The organism is Streptomyces sp. 147326 (assembly GCF_045000215.1).
Taxonomy (GTDB): Bacteria; Actinomycetota; Actinomycetes; order Streptomycetales; family Streptomycetaceae; genus Streptomyces.
The window spans coordinates 8,858,578-8,873,594 of record NZ_CP134201.1 but is presented as its reverse complement, the minus strand read 5'-3'; the positions used below and the strand labels follow the sequence as shown (position 1 = coordinate 8,873,594).

General features: G+C 69.7%; 19 protein-coding genes and 2 pseudogenes. 6 read left to right on the top strand and 15 right to left on the bottom strand.

Annotated features, from left to right (window positions below; all coding sequences use genetic code 11):
• Nucleotides 1–104: 104 nt before the first annotated feature.
• Nucleotides 105–593, top strand: a complete 489-nt coding sequence (locus RIU97_RS41300; RefSeq protein WP_404962642.1) for a hypothetical protein — start codon at nt 105–107, stop codon at nt 591–593.
• 36 nt (nt 594–629) lie between these two features.
• Here RIU97_RS41300 and RIU97_RS41295 read toward each other — a convergent pair whose 3' ends face one another.
• The 10 genes and pseudogenes from RIU97_RS41295 to RIU97_RS41250 all read right to left on the bottom strand — a co-directional run bounded on the left by RIU97_RS41295 (nt 630) and on the right by RIU97_RS41250 (nt 6,209).
• Nucleotides 630–1,235: a hypothetical protein gene (locus tag RIU97_RS41295; RefSeq protein WP_404962641.1), complete on the bottom strand. Its 606-nt coding sequence runs from the start codon at nt 1,233–1,235 to the stop codon at nt 630–632.
• 221 nt (nt 1,236–1,456) lie between these two features.
• Nucleotides 1,457–2,158, bottom strand: a pseudogene (locus RIU97_RS41290) (HNH endonuclease family protein).
• A 112-nt stretch (nt 2,159–2,270) separates the two neighbouring features.
• Nucleotides 2,271–2,468, bottom strand: coding sequence for a hypothetical protein (locus RIU97_RS41285; RefSeq protein WP_404962640.1), 198 nt, complete (start codon nt 2,466–2,468; stop codon nt 2,271–2,273).
• Between the two features lie 157 nt (nt 2,469–2,625).
• Nucleotides 2,626–3,300, bottom strand: a complete 675-nt coding sequence (locus RIU97_RS41280; protein WP_362628306.1) for a contact-dependent growth inhibition system immunity protein — start codon at nt 3,298–3,300, stop codon at nt 2,626–2,628.
• Between the two features lie 12 nt (nt 3,301–3,312).
• Nucleotides 3,313–3,612, bottom strand: a complete 300-nt coding sequence (locus RIU97_RS41275) for an RNase A-like domain-containing protein (RefSeq protein ID WP_404962639.1) — start codon at nt 3,610–3,612, stop codon at nt 3,313–3,315.
• Between the two features lie 24 nt (nt 3,613–3,636).
• Nucleotides 3,637–4,209, bottom strand: coding sequence for a hypothetical protein (locus RIU97_RS41270; RefSeq protein ID WP_404962638.1), 573 nt, complete (start codon nt 4,207–4,209; stop codon nt 3,637–3,639).
• 11 nt (nt 4,210–4,220) lie between these two features.
• Entirely contained in the window at nt 4,221–5,042 is an 822-nt protein-coding gene (locus RIU97_RS41265) for an RNase A-like domain-containing protein (protein WP_404962637.1), read from the bottom strand.
• Nucleotides 4,955–5,464, bottom strand: coding sequence for a hypothetical protein (locus tag RIU97_RS41260; protein ID WP_404962636.1), 510 nt, complete (start codon nt 5,462–5,464; stop codon nt 4,955–4,957). The genes RIU97_RS41265 and RIU97_RS41260 overlap by 88 nt, the downstream gene beginning before the upstream one ends.
• On the bottom strand, nt 5,464–5,769 hold the full coding sequence (locus RIU97_RS41255) for a WXG100 family type VII secretion target (RefSeq protein WP_404962635.1): 306 nt from the start codon (nt 5,767–5,769) through the stop codon (nt 5,464–5,466). Before RIU97_RS41255 ends, RIU97_RS41260 begins: the two co-directional genes overlap by 1 nt.
• Before the next feature lie 47 nt (nt 5,770–5,816).
• Nucleotides 5,817–6,209 carry a WXG100 family type VII secretion target gene (locus tag RIU97_RS41250; RefSeq protein ID WP_404962634.1) on the bottom strand — a complete coding sequence of 131 codons (393 nt, stop codon included), beginning with the start codon at nt 6,207–6,209 and terminating at the stop codon, nt 5,817–5,819.
• A gap of 579 nt (nt 6,210–6,788) precedes the next feature.
• On the opposite strand from RIU97_RS41250, the gene RIU97_RS41245 reads away from it, so the two are divergent.
• Together RIU97_RS41245 and RIU97_RS41240 are read left to right on the top strand one after the other, a co-directional pair.
• On the top strand, nt 6,789–7,265 hold the full coding sequence (locus RIU97_RS41245; RefSeq protein ID WP_404962633.1) for a hypothetical protein: 477 nt from the start codon (nt 6,789–6,791) through the stop codon (nt 7,263–7,265).
• Nucleotides 7,262–7,555, top strand: coding sequence for a hypothetical protein (locus RIU97_RS41240; protein WP_404962632.1), 294 nt, complete (start codon nt 7,262–7,264; stop codon nt 7,553–7,555). Before RIU97_RS41245 ends, RIU97_RS41240 begins: the two co-directional genes overlap by 4 nt.
• A 431-nt stretch (nt 7,556–7,986) precedes the next feature.
• Here RIU97_RS41240 and secD read toward each other — a convergent pair whose 3' ends face one another.
• From secD to RIU97_RS41225, 3 genes are all read right to left on the bottom strand, one after another.
• The gene (gene secD / locus RIU97_RS41235; protein WP_404962631.1) at nt 7,987–10,335 is read right to left on the bottom strand and encodes a protein translocase subunit SecD; all 2,349 of its coding nucleotides are present in this window, start codon (nt 10,333–10,335) and stop codon (nt 7,987–7,989) included.
• Nucleotides 10,336–10,434: 99 nt separating this feature from the next.
• Nucleotides 10,435–10,812: a hypothetical protein gene (locus RIU97_RS41230; RefSeq protein WP_404962630.1), complete on the bottom strand. Its 378-nt coding sequence runs from the start codon at nt 10,810–10,812 to the stop codon at nt 10,435–10,437.
• A 501-nt stretch (nt 10,813–11,313) separates the two neighbouring features.
• A complete protein-coding gene (locus RIU97_RS41225) occupies nt 11,314–11,703 on the bottom strand; it encodes a DUF4258 domain-containing protein (protein WP_384716850.1) in 390 nt (129 codons plus the stop codon).
• Between the two features lie 226 nt (nt 11,704–11,929).
• Between RIU97_RS41225 and RIU97_RS41220 the strand changes: the two genes are divergently transcribed.
• Entirely contained in the window at nt 11,930–12,070 is a 141-nt protein-coding gene (locus RIU97_RS41220) for a hypothetical protein (RefSeq protein ID WP_404962629.1), read from the top strand.
• A 17-nt stretch (nt 12,071–12,087) separates the two neighbouring features.
• Here the strand turns inward: RIU97_RS41220 and RIU97_RS41215 are convergent, their stop codons facing one another.
• Both RIU97_RS41215 and RIU97_RS41210 read right to left on the bottom strand, forming a co-directional pair.
• The gene (locus RIU97_RS41215; protein ID WP_404962628.1) at nt 12,088–12,735 is read right to left on the bottom strand and encodes an NADPH-dependent F420 reductase; all 648 of its coding nucleotides are present in this window, start codon (nt 12,733–12,735) and stop codon (nt 12,088–12,090) included.
• A 48-nt stretch (nt 12,736–12,783) separates the two neighbouring features.
• Nucleotides 12,784–13,596: an inositol monophosphatase family protein gene (locus RIU97_RS41210; protein ID WP_404962627.1), complete on the bottom strand. Its 813-nt coding sequence runs from the start codon at nt 13,594–13,596 to the stop codon at nt 12,784–12,786.
• A 114-nt stretch (nt 13,597–13,710) separates the two neighbouring features.
• Between RIU97_RS41210 and RIU97_RS41205 the strand changes: the two genes are divergently transcribed.
• Complete coding sequence (locus RIU97_RS41205; protein ID WP_404962626.1) at nt 13,711–14,688, top strand: LysR family transcriptional regulator; 978 nt, start codon at nt 13,711–13,713, stop codon at nt 14,686–14,688.
• A gap of 102 nt (nt 14,689–14,790) precedes the next feature.
• Nucleotides 14,791–14,904 (top strand): annotated as a pseudogene (locus RIU97_RS41200) (TetR-like C-terminal domain-containing protein); the annotation flags it as partial.
• Nucleotides 14,905–15,017 lie beyond the last annotated feature (113 nt).

Sequence of the window (15,017 nt, the reverse complement as noted above, 5' to 3'; positions counted from 1 at the left end):
CACCCGGGGCAGGAGCGCCTCAGGCGCCCGCGCGTCAAAGCAGTGCGTCGGCGCCACCCGCAACATGAGCGCCCCCAGAGCAGGAGTCGCATCGTTGTACCGGCATGATCAGTACACAGCAGATCGCCGGTGAGACGGCCGCCCTGGACCTGATGCTGGCCCACCTCACCCACGACGCCGAAGCCATCACCTCCTCCACGGCCGACAGCACCGCCTGCCCGACCACCCAGGCCTACGCCCGCCAGCAGCTCTGCGGACTGCTCCACGACGCCGTCCTCGCCCGCCCCAAATTCTCCCTCAACCGACCGGCCGTCCTCGGACCCGCCGGACGGACCTGGCTCCAGCACGTCACCATGAACGGACCCGTAGCGGACACCGTCATCGCCCTCGCCGACGACGGACCGACCCCCGCCACCACCTCGACGACAACCAGTGGATCGGCCGCCTACGCCATCAGCGCCGTCGCCGCCGAACGCCTCACCCAGCTCCGGGACGCCGGCTGGCTCCCAGACCAAGTACACGCGCACCACGGTCTCGTGAAGACCCCAGTAAGCGGGCCCCCGGCCCGGCGAGGACGTCGAGGCGCGGGGTAGCGGCGTACGCGTGGGGGCGATGCCGACCGGCTGCTGTTACCTGTCCTGCGCGGTCAGGAGGAGGACCAGGGCCTTGGAGCGGGCGGTCCCGAGCCCGGTGGCGACCGTCTCGGCGGACATGCCGGCGTCGCACAGCGCGCCGGCGGCCTCCCGGGCCACCCGGGCAGCGACCCGCTCCAGCACCCCGGCGGCGCGCAGCTCGGCCAACGGCGCGTCCGCCGCCGTGACGGTCAGCTGCCCGGCCATCTCGACCAGGAGCGCGGCCAGCGGCTGAGGCAGCGGTACCGCATCGTCGCGGACGAGGGACAGGTGTGCGGTCCAGTCCGCGAGCGGTCCGGCGAGGTCGACGTCCGCCTCGTACAGGGGCTGGTCGCCGATCGCGTGCCAGTCCAGGGGGTACTGAGCCGGGCCGCGCCAGCCGCATGCGCACACCGCCCGCAAAGCCTCGGCGCGCGGGCGGCGGTGCCGGCCGTCGTACGCCGACCAGTGCGTGGTCGACGGCACGTCCGAACCGCTCCCGGCATCGAAGTACACCGGCCCCGGCTCACCACCGCCGACAAGGACACCGACCGCGCCCGCGTGCGCGTCCCCGAACTCCACCGTCCACCAGTCCCACTCCACCAGCACACCACCCTCACCCACACGTTCCTGCCGCCACCGTGCCCCGCCCGCGCACCCGCTCACATCCCCGGCAGCCCAACAGCGCACGCAGTTGGACCCTGCCGGCCCGCTGCGGTCAGGAGCAGCCCGAGGCGTTTGACGCGTCCGGAAGGGCCCGAACGCGACCTGAACGCGACGCGAAAACTCTGGAGCATGACGAAGGGCTGCCACCCGTCGGTGGCGGCCTTCACCTCCGGGCCGCTCTATGGGGCGGGGGTGAACTCCACGTCGGTGCCGCCGCAGCCGGCCGCGATGTCGAGCAGCCGGTCGCGCTCCGCCTCGTCGACCGCGAGGCCCCAGCGGAACTTGGTCGCCGTCCATTCGGCGCCGTACCGGCACAGCGCGTCCGGGGCCGGCGGCAGCCACTCCGCCGGATCCTGGTCCGCCTTCGACCGGTTCGAACGCGCCGTGACCGCAACCAGGGAGGAGAGCTGCTTCTGGTCGTTGGCGTACGCTTCGCGCCTTTGCGCGGTCTACGAACTGGCGCCCGAATCCCACGCTTCGGCGAGCGGGACCATGTGGTCGATGTCGAGCGCGCCGGCCGGTGTCACCTCCCGCTCGTCGTAATACGACCACCACACGCCGCCCGCCAGGGTGCAGCCCGGTCCGATCTCCGGATACACGACCGCCTCGGCCAGGAGGACCTCCTGGCGGGTGTTGCAGCCGTCGGCCGGGATGTCGCCGGCGTTCCAATGCCGGAACGAGGTCCGCTGGTAGCCGGTCCGGTCCTCTACCTCGACGGGCAGCGCGGATACCGCGACCCCGATCGGCAGCACCTGCGGCACGACGGCCGCGGCCGGAGCCTGGGTAGGGGGTTGTGCGGCCGCGTGCGCGGCCGTGGGCAGAGTCAGGGTCAGGGCGAGAGCAGCGGCGGCCGCGACAGCGGACCGCATCATGATCATCATGGCCCGGTTCTACCGGCCGCCGCGCCGTCAGCAACAGGCCCACGGGACCTGGTTCACCCGCTCGGGCACGCCGGTTCACCGGCGAAACGCCACTGCACCCGCCCCCGCCCGGTCAGCCGGCGGCCACCGCCGGACCCTCGCCGAACCCGGGTACGTCTTCGAGCCCGACATCCAGGCGAAGGCGCTGAAAGCGGAGCGGGTGGCGGTAGACGCCGCCGTGGTCGATGGCGCGGTCGGCGCTGACCTCGGCGACCAGGGCGGGGTGGACGAACTGCACCAGTGACTCCGAGTCCGCAGCGAGTTGATCCATGGGCTGAAGGAAGCTCCCGTTGTTGGACCTCCGCCACTAGCTGATCGAGGGTGGGGTCGAAGTACCTCGCCTTGGCTCGGTCGTCGAGCTGGAGTCCATACCCCAGTACGCCGTTCTCGGGGCCGACGCGACCGCCGTCGCCACCGGCAGTAGCCGGCTACACGTGCTTGGGCCGGAAGCCGCTCAGCTCATCGGCGACGGCACTGAGCCAGCTGCCCGGAGAGTGGTCTCCCGGCGGTTCGAGCTCCATTCCCAGTTCTGCCACGGCGACTGCGTGGTCGGTCTCGTCCAGTCCGAGTGCGAGCAGCTCGTGGATCTCGCCGACGACGCGGGCCACGAGAGTGTGGTCTGTCGAGACGGCGTAGTCGCGGACGGCCGCTTCGTGGTCAGTGAACTCGTCTGGCATGTCCTGCGAGAACCAGCCGCCGAGGAACTGGCCGAGTTCGGGGAAACGCGCATGCCATTCCCAACGGGTCTCGGGCAGCTCCGATGGGCGAGGGGCCTCACCGCTCTCGATGCTCTGCTTGATGTGGTCGGCGAGCTGGACGAGCCATGACTGGATCTCGGAGTCGGGTAGACCGATGTCCGGGACCGGGTAGAACTCGCCCAGCCGCTGACGCAGCCGACCGGGCGGATTGTTGGCGTAAGCGCGCAGTTGCTGCTCCGCGGCAGACAGAGCCCAGGGGCGAGTGTGCCAGGTGTGCCGCAGGTACGCGCTGAGAGCGCGGCTCGGCCGGTCTTGCTCGTCGTCTCCGGGCTGACCGAGGTACGCGCTGACCACTTGGTCCAGCTCGCCATAGCGGCGGTCGAAGTCGATGGGCTTCATGGACATCGGGGACGGCCTCTACAGGTAGATCGGGACGGTGGTGTGCACGACGAAACCGTCGGGCGCGCCGGGCTCGCGCCGAAGCACCACCCGTGCCGCCCGTACGTCCACGGGCCCAAGCCCGGCGAAGGCCATGGCCTGGAGCAGGACGCGGCCGACCGCATCGGGACGGGAGGGCCAGGCCGCTTCGAGGGTGATCCGGAGGCGGGTGCCCTGGGCGAGCCAGCGGTGGATGGCCTGCTCGTTACGGGTGATGACCTCCTGGGTAGCCCATTGGGCGGTTTCCCGGTCGGGGTAGGTGGCGGTTCGCGTCAGCATGGATTCCCAGTTCGGTGGATCTGATCAGGTGGGGTCGAAGTACCAGATCATCGCGACTTCGGCGTCGTTGACGGCAATCAGACCGGCATCCCAGCCGTAGCGGCTGAACGGATCCGTCTGGCGGACGGGCTGCTCGTAGAAGTCCGGGTTGTCGGTCTTCCACCCCACATTGGAGTAGAAGCGCGTGCCGTGGAGGAAGCGCGAGAGGATCAGACCCGCTCGGCGTTCCATTTCGGGCCGGTCACGTCCGAAATCCGCCGCCTTGGCCACCTCCAGGCCGGAAATACCGAGCAGGACGACCAGCGACTGGACCGAGCTCCGGGGAAGCTCGGTCACTCGCTGCCGGAAGCGGACCACGTCTTCGGGTGTAGTCGGGGCCTCGGCGAAGGGGAACAGCGGATCGTCCCGTCGTTCGTCCTCGTCCTCGTCCGGATCGAGCGATCGCCATCCGCGTGGGTCGGGAGTCTGACCGCGCATGATCGCGGCGGTGTCGAGCCACCACTCCTCGTGCTCCCGGCGGACAACGGATACGGAGGTATAGCTGTATTGGTAGAGCTCGAGCGCGTCTGCCCACGCCTCCGCGGTGAGTTCAGTCATCATTCACTCCACTACTCAGGTGACGATGTGTGGACGACGAAAGGCGGATTCAGGTTCGGGTCGTACTGAAGGCGCGTTCTCACACCTTTGGCATCCTCAACGGGCATCGGCACGTTGTTCACACCCCGAGAGGTTCGTCCGGTCACTGCGTCTCCGGTGAGCGGGCCTTCCAACGGTATCGATGGCACGACGATGGACAGTGCACGTTTGGCCGGGGGAGGATTCTTCAGCCATTCCTGGATTTCCGCGGTGTTGTGGCGGATGTTGTACTGAGTGTATTTCTGGGCGGACTCGAAGTCGGCGAAGCTCGACGCCGACATGAGCTCGAGCTTCCCGGACGGCTTGGACTGGTCCCGGTGCCTTTGCAGCAGCTGCTCATCGGTCTTGCCGACGTGCTTCTCCAGGGTGTGCCCGCCCCCGAGGTCCTCGTTCGTCGCCAGGTCGAACGAGTACATGAACGGGGTGGGACTCTCGCCGCCGCGCTGCCAGCTGTGTTCCTGCTTGAACTCGTTGAGCGACCGCGCACCGAACCCCTGGGCGCGCGCAATTTCGGACTGGTACGTCGGGGCGCTGAGGATCGCCTCTTCCAATTCCGGTACGAGCTTGATCAGCTTGTCGGCCGCTGCGTCGAACTCGCTGTGGTAGTGGTCGACGGCTGTGTCCACGGTCGCTTGGTCCATGTGAGACCGGAATGAGAGCATGACTTCGCCGACGATCGCGCCGACCGCGAGCTTGGTGACGTCCCTCAGGTCCAGGCCGTTCGTGAAGTCCTTGGCCGTGGCCCTGGCGGCCTCTTTGCCGCAGCGCTCGGTCGTCGCCCTGGTGGTGTCCATGACCTGGGCCAACCACTTGATGCTGTTGACGGGCCGTACCGAGGCGGCTTGTCGATGACGGCGGGCTCCGGGGTGTTCCTCGGCTGCGTACCCTTGCGACCGCTCGCCTCCCAGTCAGCCAGCACATAGTGGTTGGCGGTGATGGTCAGGCCCACGGCGGCGCCGCCGACGCTGACCACGCTCCTGCCCCAGGCCTCCAGGAACTTCTCCGTCACGATCATGTAGGCGACCGCGAAGTTGTGGGCGCCCCAGCCTCTGCCGGCGGACTGGTTGTACTTGTTCAGCGCGTCGACGAGCGCGAATGCCCGGTCGGCGTGGGCGAACTGCGCATCCTTCACCAGCTCCGAGGCGTGGTAGACGTGCACTGGCTGGACGTCGAAGCCGCCGTTCTGGTTTGGCGGGGGCGGAGCGGTTCCTGCCATCAGGCCGCTCCCCATCCGCGCAGCACGGCCTTGTGGGCGTTCGCGTAGTTGTGGTGCCCGTTGACGACGATGTCGTGGAGCCAGGCCTGGGTCGCAACCAGGTCCTGCGCCGACCGGTCCCATCGGTCGAGTTGGTCGATGAACGACTGCCTGGCTTCGCCGTCCCAGGTCAACACGACCTTCTCGGCCCGTTCGTAGAGCGCGTCGAGCTGCTTGTTAAGTGTCTTGAGGATGGCCTCAAGGTCGCCCGCGAGCTGCTGTTGCGTCGCGAAGTCGACTGATATCCCGTCGTCGCCAGACGGCACGGTTCCCCCTCGTGTCCTTGATGGTCGGTCGAGCCGGTGTTACCTGCTCACAGGTCGGCTATGCGGCTCCGGGGCGCGGTGACCGGTGCGACGTTCGGTGTGGAGAGGGCGTCCGCCTCCGCTGACACGTCAGCCCCCGCCTGTACCCGTCTGAACTGCTGCAGGACTTCGAGCTCCTGCGCCGTGAACCCGCCCTCGCTGAGGCGCACCGCCTCAGCGAGCAGGTTCATGGTCCCCCTGATCGTTACGGCGTCCTCCGCTGCCGCGCGATGCCGGGCGCGGTACGCCTCCGCTGCCGGCCCCCGCCACCGCGCCTCGATGGCGTCCACGATCTCGTCCATGCGCAGCAGTTGTTTCGTCAGAACTTCCTGCATCGCGTCGAGGTCGCGGGCGAGGCTCTTGAGCCGCTCGGCCTCCACCGAGAGATCTACGTTTCCCACGGTGCCTCCCCCCCCTGAGCTCCGGGTCGACAGATGATCAACATGTTTGACCTTAATAAAAGCGTTCGATCGGATTTGATTCGGATAGGGGGCACCGATCGGCAACCCGTGATCGCGGCAAGGACGACGGGAGCGTGTCAGCGGGCTGTCGGTGAGCTGTTCGGTCCGGTCAGCCCGGCGCGTCATCGTGACGTCGTCGCCAGGCAGGAACACCGAAACGAGGACCCCCGATGAACACCACGATCGCCGCTCTCCAGATCCTGATCGCGCTCGCCTTCCTCAGCATCCCGCTCGTCCGCCACCGTTACCCAGGCCGCCGTCGAGGCGGAGTTGAGCCGCCAGGGCGTACGGACCACGGTCATTGCGGGAGAACGGGATGCGCGTCGACGTCGGCGGGCAGGAGACCTGGGCGCCGGTCGGGATCGCCCTGGCCCTGGCGGTGCCTGCCGTCGCCGGGCTCGCGTAGCCTCCCGCGAGTTGGTGCAGTGCCCCGAACGGAAAGTCATCGTGAATGCCGAGCCTGCCACTCCCGTTCATGCCGTACCTGCGCCGCGTTCCCACCCAGCAGGGGCGGGTGGGGTGACGGAAGTCGACCGGGCTCGCCACGACCTGGCCAACCATCTCGCAGCGCAGGTACGGGACGACGGGTCCGTGCCTGGACCTTGCGCCAGCCGGGTCCTGGAATCGGCGCTGCTGCTGTCGCTGCTGCGCAGGCAGCGACACCACACCACCGCACAGAGGAGCCTGGAAGGATTCCTGACGCGGGACCCCGATGCTCGGACCACGCGTTTCGACTCCGCGCTCAGCGATGCTGTCCTTGCCGGCCGGCAGAGCGACGCCGACTGGGTGCACACGGAACTCCTCGCCGGCTTCGACCGCTTCACTTTCGCCCGGATGCGTGAGCTGCTGGTGAAGCTGCTGCGGGAAGGCCAGCGCCGTGGCGTGTGGGAGAACCATGTGACAGCGCACCTGCTGGCACTGCGGGCCGTCAGCGTCTTCGCCCCCGGGAGCGCAGATGTCGTGAGCCGGCCGACGCGGACGCCAGCTCCAGCGTGATCAGCTCGGCGAAGTTCGAGCAGCTGCGCCGCCTGTTCCGCACACCCCTGGCCGCGAACAGCGCGATCCACGCGGTCGCGTATGCGCCTCTGCCCGGCCCCCACCTGGTGACCGAGTCCGGCAGCGATGCGCTCTACCTCTTCGCCACCGCACCAGCCCCCACCCTCACCACCGACAGCAGCCAGCTCGCGCTGCCCCACACCTACACCACCGGCAGCCCAACGCCCCCGTACCCGGAACAGGCATGGCTCGATGCCGAAGCGAACGCGCTTCTCGTCTTCTCCACCTAGACACGTGGACAGATCACCTCGGTCGCCGTGGCAGAAGATGTCAGCACAGGGGCCGGCCGGACCGTACTGGGTCCGACCGGCCCGTTCGCACTCGCCCGGCTGTCCTCCCACCCGAGCGCACCCGATGCAGTGCTGCGACCCGTTTTCTGAGGATCAGCCCGAAACCACCGGATCGGGTCCCAGGACCCTCAACAACTCCCTCAAAAACCACGGCCCTTCAAGAACCCGCTAACACCCTTTGATGAGGAAATCCGGAAGCGAATGCGCAACATCCCGTGACCGAAAGTCATGATGGTGACAGAGGTGCCGCTTCCCCGGGCATCGTGCCGACCGGGCCTCCGCGGAGCGTGGCCGCGGTTGTCGGAGCTCCGTGGAGGCCCGGTCGGCGTGTGATGGAGGCTGCCCTCGGCCTCAGGGCCGTCCTCGCGGGCTCAGACGACCGCCCCCGTCCCCCTCTCCTTCTTGCTCCGCGCCTCCAACGGGCTGTACCCGTCAGGGACTTCCTTCGCGGCGCGGCGGCCCCGTGCCGGTGGGGTTGTCGGGTTGCGGTGTTCCAGGGCGATCGCGATCGGGACCGCGGTGAAGATGGTCGAGGCGATGCCGACCAGGACGCCCACGATCAGCGCCACGGAGAAGTCCGCCAGCGAGTCGCCGCCCAGTACCGCCAGTGCGGTCAGGATGAACAGGGCTCCCATGCCCGTGTTCACCGTGCGCGGGAGTGTCTGGACCACCGCGTGGTTGGCCGTTTTCTCCAGGTCGCCTCGGGGGTCTCGGCGGCGCGCTTCGCGGACGCGGTCGAAGACGACCACGGTGTCGTTCACGGAGTAGCCGATCACCGTGAGCAGCGCCGCCAGGAAGACGCTGTCCACCGGCCTGCCCAGCCAGGCGAACAGGCCCACCACGAGGAGGACGTCGTGGACCATCGCAGAGACTGCCGCTGCCGCCAGGGTCCAGCGGAACCGCACGCTGAGGTAGATCAGCTGGGCGGCCACCGCGATGCCCAGGGCCAGGAGCGCCTTGTGGCGCAGTTCGCTGCCGAGGCTCGGGCCGATCTGTTCGTCACGCTCCACCGTGACGGTTCCGCCGGGCTTCTCCAAGGCCGCCTTGACGCGCTGCTGTTCGTCGTCGGTGAGCTTCTCCGTGCGTACGGTGATGTCGCCGTCGCCGGACTCCTGCACCACCGCGCGCGGGAACCCCGCGTCGGACACGGCGTTCCGGGCCGTGTCCGCGTCGACGGACCTGCTGGTGCTGTACTCGACGAGGCGGCCGCCGGTGAACTCCACGCCGAAGTCCAGGCCGCGGATGAGGATGCCTGCGACGGCCACCGCCACCAGGAGTGCGCTCGCGCCGAGCCAACGGCGACGGTGGCGGACCAGGTTCGGGTTGCGGCGGGACAGCCATGTGCGGACCCGGCCCGTCGAGGCGATGCCCGTCAGACCGGGGCGCTTGCGTACGAAGCTGCGGGCGACGGCGAAGTCCGCGAGCGCGCGGGTGATCACGAGCGCCGTGAGCATCGATGCCAGGACGCCGATGCACAGGGTGACCCCGAAGCCCTTGACCGGGCCCGTGGCGAAGAAGAACAGCAATCCCGCGGCGAGCAGCGTCGTCACGTTCGAGTCGATCACCGCGCTCCACGCCTTCGCGAAGCCGGTCTTCACCGGCTTCGCCAAGTCCTTGGAACGGACGCCCAGGTACTCCTCCCTGGCCCGTTCGAAGACCAGGACGTTCGCGTCCACCGCCATGCCGATCGCCAGGACGAACCCGGCGAGCCCCGGCAGCGTGAGCGTCGCGCCGAGCGCCACCAGAGCGGCGTACGAGATGAGGCCGTACAGCGCGAGGGCCAAGGCGGCGAGCGCGCCAAGGAGCCGGTAGACGACGGTGATGAACAGTGCGGTCAGGGCGATGCCGATGAGCGCGGCCTTGGTGCTCGCCTCGATTGCGTCGGCGCCGAGCGTCGGGCCGACCGTGCGCTGCTCCACGACGTCGAGGGGCACCGGCAGCGCGCCGCCCTTCACGAGCGCCGCCAGCTCGCGCGCCTCGGTTCGGCCGAAGCCGCCGCTGATCTGCGTGGAGCCGCCGGTGATACCGGTCCCGCACACCACGTCCGCGGTGACGCCGGGCGCCGAGATGATCTTGTTGTCGAGGGTGATGACGACGCGGCGTTCCGGAGCGCCCTGAGGCGCGCAGGCCGCGTCCGAGGTGATCTTCGCCCAGGTGTCGCCCGCGCCCTTGCGGAAGTCGAGGGAGACCATCCAGCCGCTGAGCGACTGCTGGTCCAGGACCGCCTCGGCGTCCTCGACCCCCTCGCCGGTGAGGGCGGTGGGGCCCAGCTTCAGGTGGTTGCCCGGCTGGTCCGGGTCGGGCAGGGTGCGCGATCCGTCGGCCTCGGGCTTCGCGGAGCCCTTGTCGGCCGTCGCCCCCGTCACCGGGTGGACCGTGAGCTGTGCGGTGCGGCCGATGACCTCGGCGGCCTTGCGTGGGTCCTGCACTCCGGGCAGTTCGACGATGATCCGTTTCTCGCCGGAGCGGGCGATGCCGGGTTCGGAGACGCCGAGGGCGTCGACGCGCTGCCTGAGGACCTCCAGAGCGCGGTCGGTGGATGCGGCGTCGGCCTTGACGGTGGGTGAGTCCCGGGTCTCCAGGACGATCTGGGTGCCGCCGCGCAGATCGAGGCCGAGGCGGGCGGATTGGGTGAGGGCGATGTAGAGGGACAGCGCGACGGCTGCCAGCGCGACGATCGCCCTCCACAAGGGTGGGCGGGACAAGGGTGCGCGAGACATGCGTACTCCACGATGAGGGCAGGACGGAGGGACGCGTGACCGGCCCCGCGCGGTGTGCGCCGGGTCAGAAGGGTCAGGCGTCGATGACGGTCTGCGTGCTCATCGGTGGGGCGGGCCGCGCGGGGCGGCGGACTCGGCCGGCCTGCGCGGCGGCGCGAGTGCGGTGGCGGGGCCCGTGTCGGGCCCGCCCAGGGCGCGGCGCGGGGCCGTGTCGGCGGCCGTACGCGCGGGGTCCGCAGGCTGCGGGCCCGGGATGTGGGCGTCAGGTCGGTGCGTGACCGCGACATGCCGCGCCGGGACGTCGTCCGGTCCTGCCCCTTGTCCGGCGTGCCCCGCCACCGTGTGGTGGGCGAGCGGCCTGTCGGCGGGCATGGGCATGCCCTGCGCCCCGGCCACGGGGACGAACAGCGCGAGGACGGTGACGACGAGGGTCAGCGCGGACGCGGCCAGGCGCGCGGAGCGGCTCTGTTGCGGCACGCGTCCCCCCATCCCTTCGGTGCTCGTCGGGTGCGCACGGCGTGGCCCCGCCCTGCTCAACGTATGGGGCGCCCCGGTCCGTTCCGTGTTCCTCGGCAGTTCTTCGGAAGCCGAAGAACTTCAGCAACAGCGCGAATCCCAGCCGGTTCGCCGCCCCCGACTTGCTCCGAAGCCGCTCCTGGTCCTCCTCCAAACAGCGTCCAGACCTCGATCAAGTCCTCCGGCTCCCACTCCTGCCGCACTCCGCGCTCCCTCCGGTCTTCGTGACCGGACCAACGTCGCCGAGCGGCTCCTCAAGAATCCGGAAAGATCGAAAACCCGGACAAGCCCACCCCGGATTTGTTACAGAGAGCTACTTGTCACTTCGTGGCAGCTTCGGGAGGACAGGGCCTACTCGCCGTGCCACAGGGGTTGGCCGCCGCAGAGATCGTGCGGCGGGCCGCGACCGTGCCTCCGGCGGCGTGCCGGTGGAGGCACGGACGATCGCGGAGCCGACTGCTGCTACTCGCCCTTCCAGAAGACGGTGACGACGTTCCAGCCGCCGTCGCCGAGACCGACGAGGACCACCAGCTCGCCGCCACTGGAAAGCCCGAGCGTGTAGCGCCAGTTCCCGTTCTGCTGGCACGCGGCGTTCTTGGCACCGACCCTGACGACCTTCTGGATGTCGTCCTCGGTCACGCCGCGCTCGTTCATACGGTCGCGGGCGTGCTGGGTGATGCGGTCGTAGGCGCTCGGCGCGACATCCGAGTAGCAGCGGTTGGTCACTTCGTGTCCGCCGCGGATGGGCGGGCCCGCGGTCGTCGTGGCGGCCATCGCGGGGCCGGAGATCCCCATCACGGCAGAGGTGACAAAGCCGAGGGCCAGGAGCCGAAGGCGCTTCGAGGTGTTCACGGTGATTCCCTCTTCCGGGTGCTGTGTGCGCGGCCGGCCGGCCGCTGCGGAAAAGGTGCCCCGCGGCCATCCATGTGTGATCAGCAAAAGATCAACGGCAACCATCCGGTCATCCGGGGCGCGGCCGTCCAACTCCCCGCGGACCTCACCGGACTGCTCACCGGACTGCTCACCGAACTCGTCAGCCGGCTCGGCGGCCTGGCCTCCGAGGAACCGCTGGGTCGCGTTGAAGGGCCTGGCCGACCTGCGGTACGTCATCGCCCAGGTCGGCGAGGACGCCGCCTACGAGCTCGCGACCTACTCGTGGGCGTTGTCCGTGGCAGCGCCCAGCTGCCACGCACGGGCCCGCTGCCTGACTTTGGTCTGAACCCGGTCTTGGTGGGGTCAGCGGGCGAGGGAGACGGCGAAGGGCTCAAAGCCGTGTCGGCGCAGGATGTGGGGCACGATCAGGACCATGGCCTCGGTGGCGCGGGCTGTGGTGATGTCGCCGAGGTTCTCGATCCATGAGGGCTGCCAGCCCAGGTCGCCAAGCAGGCCGGTGACGGTCTTCTTCGCGTTCTCGTCGTTGCCCGAGACATAGACGGTCGGTGGGGTGGCCAGGGTTTCGGGAGCGGTCATGACCATGAACAGCATGGTGTTGAGGGTCTTGACCACTTGGGTGTCGGGGAGGGCGGCCTGGAGCTGCTCGGCGAGGCTGCTGCCGGGATAGCACAGGTCGCCGGGCAGGCCGTCACCGGCGTCGCGGGTGGCGTTGGAGACGTCGATGAGGATCTTGCCGGCGAGTTCGGTCCGCAGGCTGGCCAGGCGGTCAAGGGCGCTGTCGCCGGGCGTCGCGTTGATCACGATGTCCGCGGTGCTGGCGGTGCTGCGCGGGTCGGCGAAGGAGACGCGGGGGGCTGTGCCTTCGGCCGCCGCTGTGGTCTCTTCCGTGGGGCTCCGGCGGCCGAGGATGACGTGGTGTCCAGCCTCGGAGAGCTTGTTGGCGAGGTTGGCGCCGACGCGGCCGGCGCCCAGGATGCCGATGCTGGTCATGAGGTGATGCTCCTTGCGGTATCGGGTGGAAAGAGGGGAGGTGCCCGGTCAGGCGATCGGCGAGAGGACCTTGAGGGCGGCAGGGTGGATGCCGGGGGCGGCGGCGAGGAAGTCGCGGCTGCCGGTGTTCCAGGGTTCGCCCGCCAGGTCGGTGACGGTGCCTCCGGCCTCGGAGACCAGCAGTGCGCCGGCGACCAGGCCGGAGCGGACGTCGGAGAACTGCCAGAACGCGTCCATGCGTCCGGCCGCGACGTGGATGAGTTGCATCGTGGCGGGAACGGACACACGCACGACCAGGCCGTTGATGAGCATGGCGGTGACGGAGTCACCGATCCGCCGGAAGGTTCGCTCGTCCTCGCCGGGCTTGGCCTGGCCGGTGCCGATGAGCGCGGCGCCCATATCGGCCTTGGCGGACACCTTCAGCGGTCGGTCGTTGAGGCGGGCACCGCTGCCGGCGACGGCGGTGTAGGTGTCGCCGGTCAGCGGCAGGTGGACGACGGTGAGTACCGGCTGGTTGTCGCGGACCAGGGTGGCGGTCACGGCCCAGTCCTCCATCCCGTGGACGTGGTTGATGTTGCCCTCGGCGGGGTCGACGACCCACCATTCCCCGGGCGGGAGCGCGCCGCCGGCCAGCTCGTCCTCGGCCCACTGCGATCCTCGCCGGGCCCGCAGCAGCGGCTCCCGCAGCACGTCCAGCACCGCGTCGTCGTTGGCGTGGATCTCCTCGACAACCTCGTCGAGGCTCACTGCTCGGGCGTACGAGGTGTAGCGGTCGTGCAGCGTGAGGCCGGCGGCCTTCACCGCGGTGGTCACGTCGGACAGGAGCGTCACGTCGGCGTCGAAAGGCATGACTGTGCTCATGGTGGGCTCCCTGGGATCGGTCGAAGCGGGGCTCTTGTCTCGCCCCGCACTTCGAAGTTAGGCCGCTGGACCATTAACAACAAGTGCATGCTTGTCACTTGTAGAGTTACTTCCATGCAATTGGATCTGAACCTGCTCACCGCCCTGGACGCCCTGCTCGAAGAGGGGAGCGTCGCCGGCGCGGCCGCTCGCCTCCACGTCACCGCCCCGGCGATGAGCCGCTCCCTGGGCCGCATCCGCAAGGCCACCGGTGACCAGATCCTGGTCCGCACCGGCCGCAGCATGGTCCCCACCACCCGCGCGCTGGCCATGCGCGCCCAGGTCCACGCCCTTGTGCAGCAGGCCCACCAACTTCTCTCCACGCAGCAGGAACTCGACCTGGCGGCTCTCGACCGCGTGTTCACCGTGCGCTGGCACGACGCCCTGACCACCGCTTGCGGCACCGCCCTGATCACCGCCGTCCACCGCCAGGCCCCCGGCGTCCGGCTGCGCCTGCCCGCCGAACCCGGCACGGACACCCCCGAGCTGCGCCGAGGTGAGGTCGACCTCGAATCAAGCTCCAGCGCTCCGACGCTCCCCGACATCCGCCACCGCCTCGTCGGCAGGGACCGGCTGGTCGTTTCAGTCCGCCCAGGCCACCCGCTCACCGAAGGCCCGCTGAGCCTCGAGCGCTACGCGGCCGCCGAACACCTCACCGTCTCGCGGCGCGGACGCCTGCGCGACCAGGTCGATGACGCCCTGACCACGCGCGGCCTCGAACGCCGCGTCGTGGCTGCCGGGCCCACCGCCGCATTCGCTCTGCAACTCGCGCGCGGCACCGACCTGGTGGTCACCCTTCCGGACGCGGTCACCCGCGCGGCCCGGGACCAGCTCGGCCTGGTCACGCTTCCGCTGCCGCTCCAGTTGCCCGATGTCCCCCTGTACCTGCTGTGGCACCAGCGCTACGACGACGACCGCGCCCACACCTGGCTGCGCGAAACGGCCGCCGAAACCGTCCAGGCACTATTCGCACCACCGACCGCCTCTCGACAGCCCTCACCAACCGGACCGGGCAGTGACGGCTACGCCCCGGGAAAGGCCGGCGGCAGCTGACTCCCGTACTCGGGTTCTGGCTCAGCTTCTGTGGGGTGGCCGCGCTGGGTGAGAAGGCAGGTAGAGGGTGGACCAATCCCGGTGGCGAGAAGCAACCGGCGGTGGGCGGCCCTGCACGGGCTGGCGACCCTGACCCGGGCGGGACGGCTGCCGCTGCCGCCTGGAGACGCCGAGCGGAGGGTGGAACTGCTGGTGGACCGGCTCGCCATGGACTGACACACCGTCCCGGCAGGCACCCAGTCGGGGTCCTCGGGCCCGTTGCCTGCCTGCGGCATCGCTTCCGGTCACTCGCGCCCACACGGCGCAGCCGCAGATCGCCGGGCCCCCCG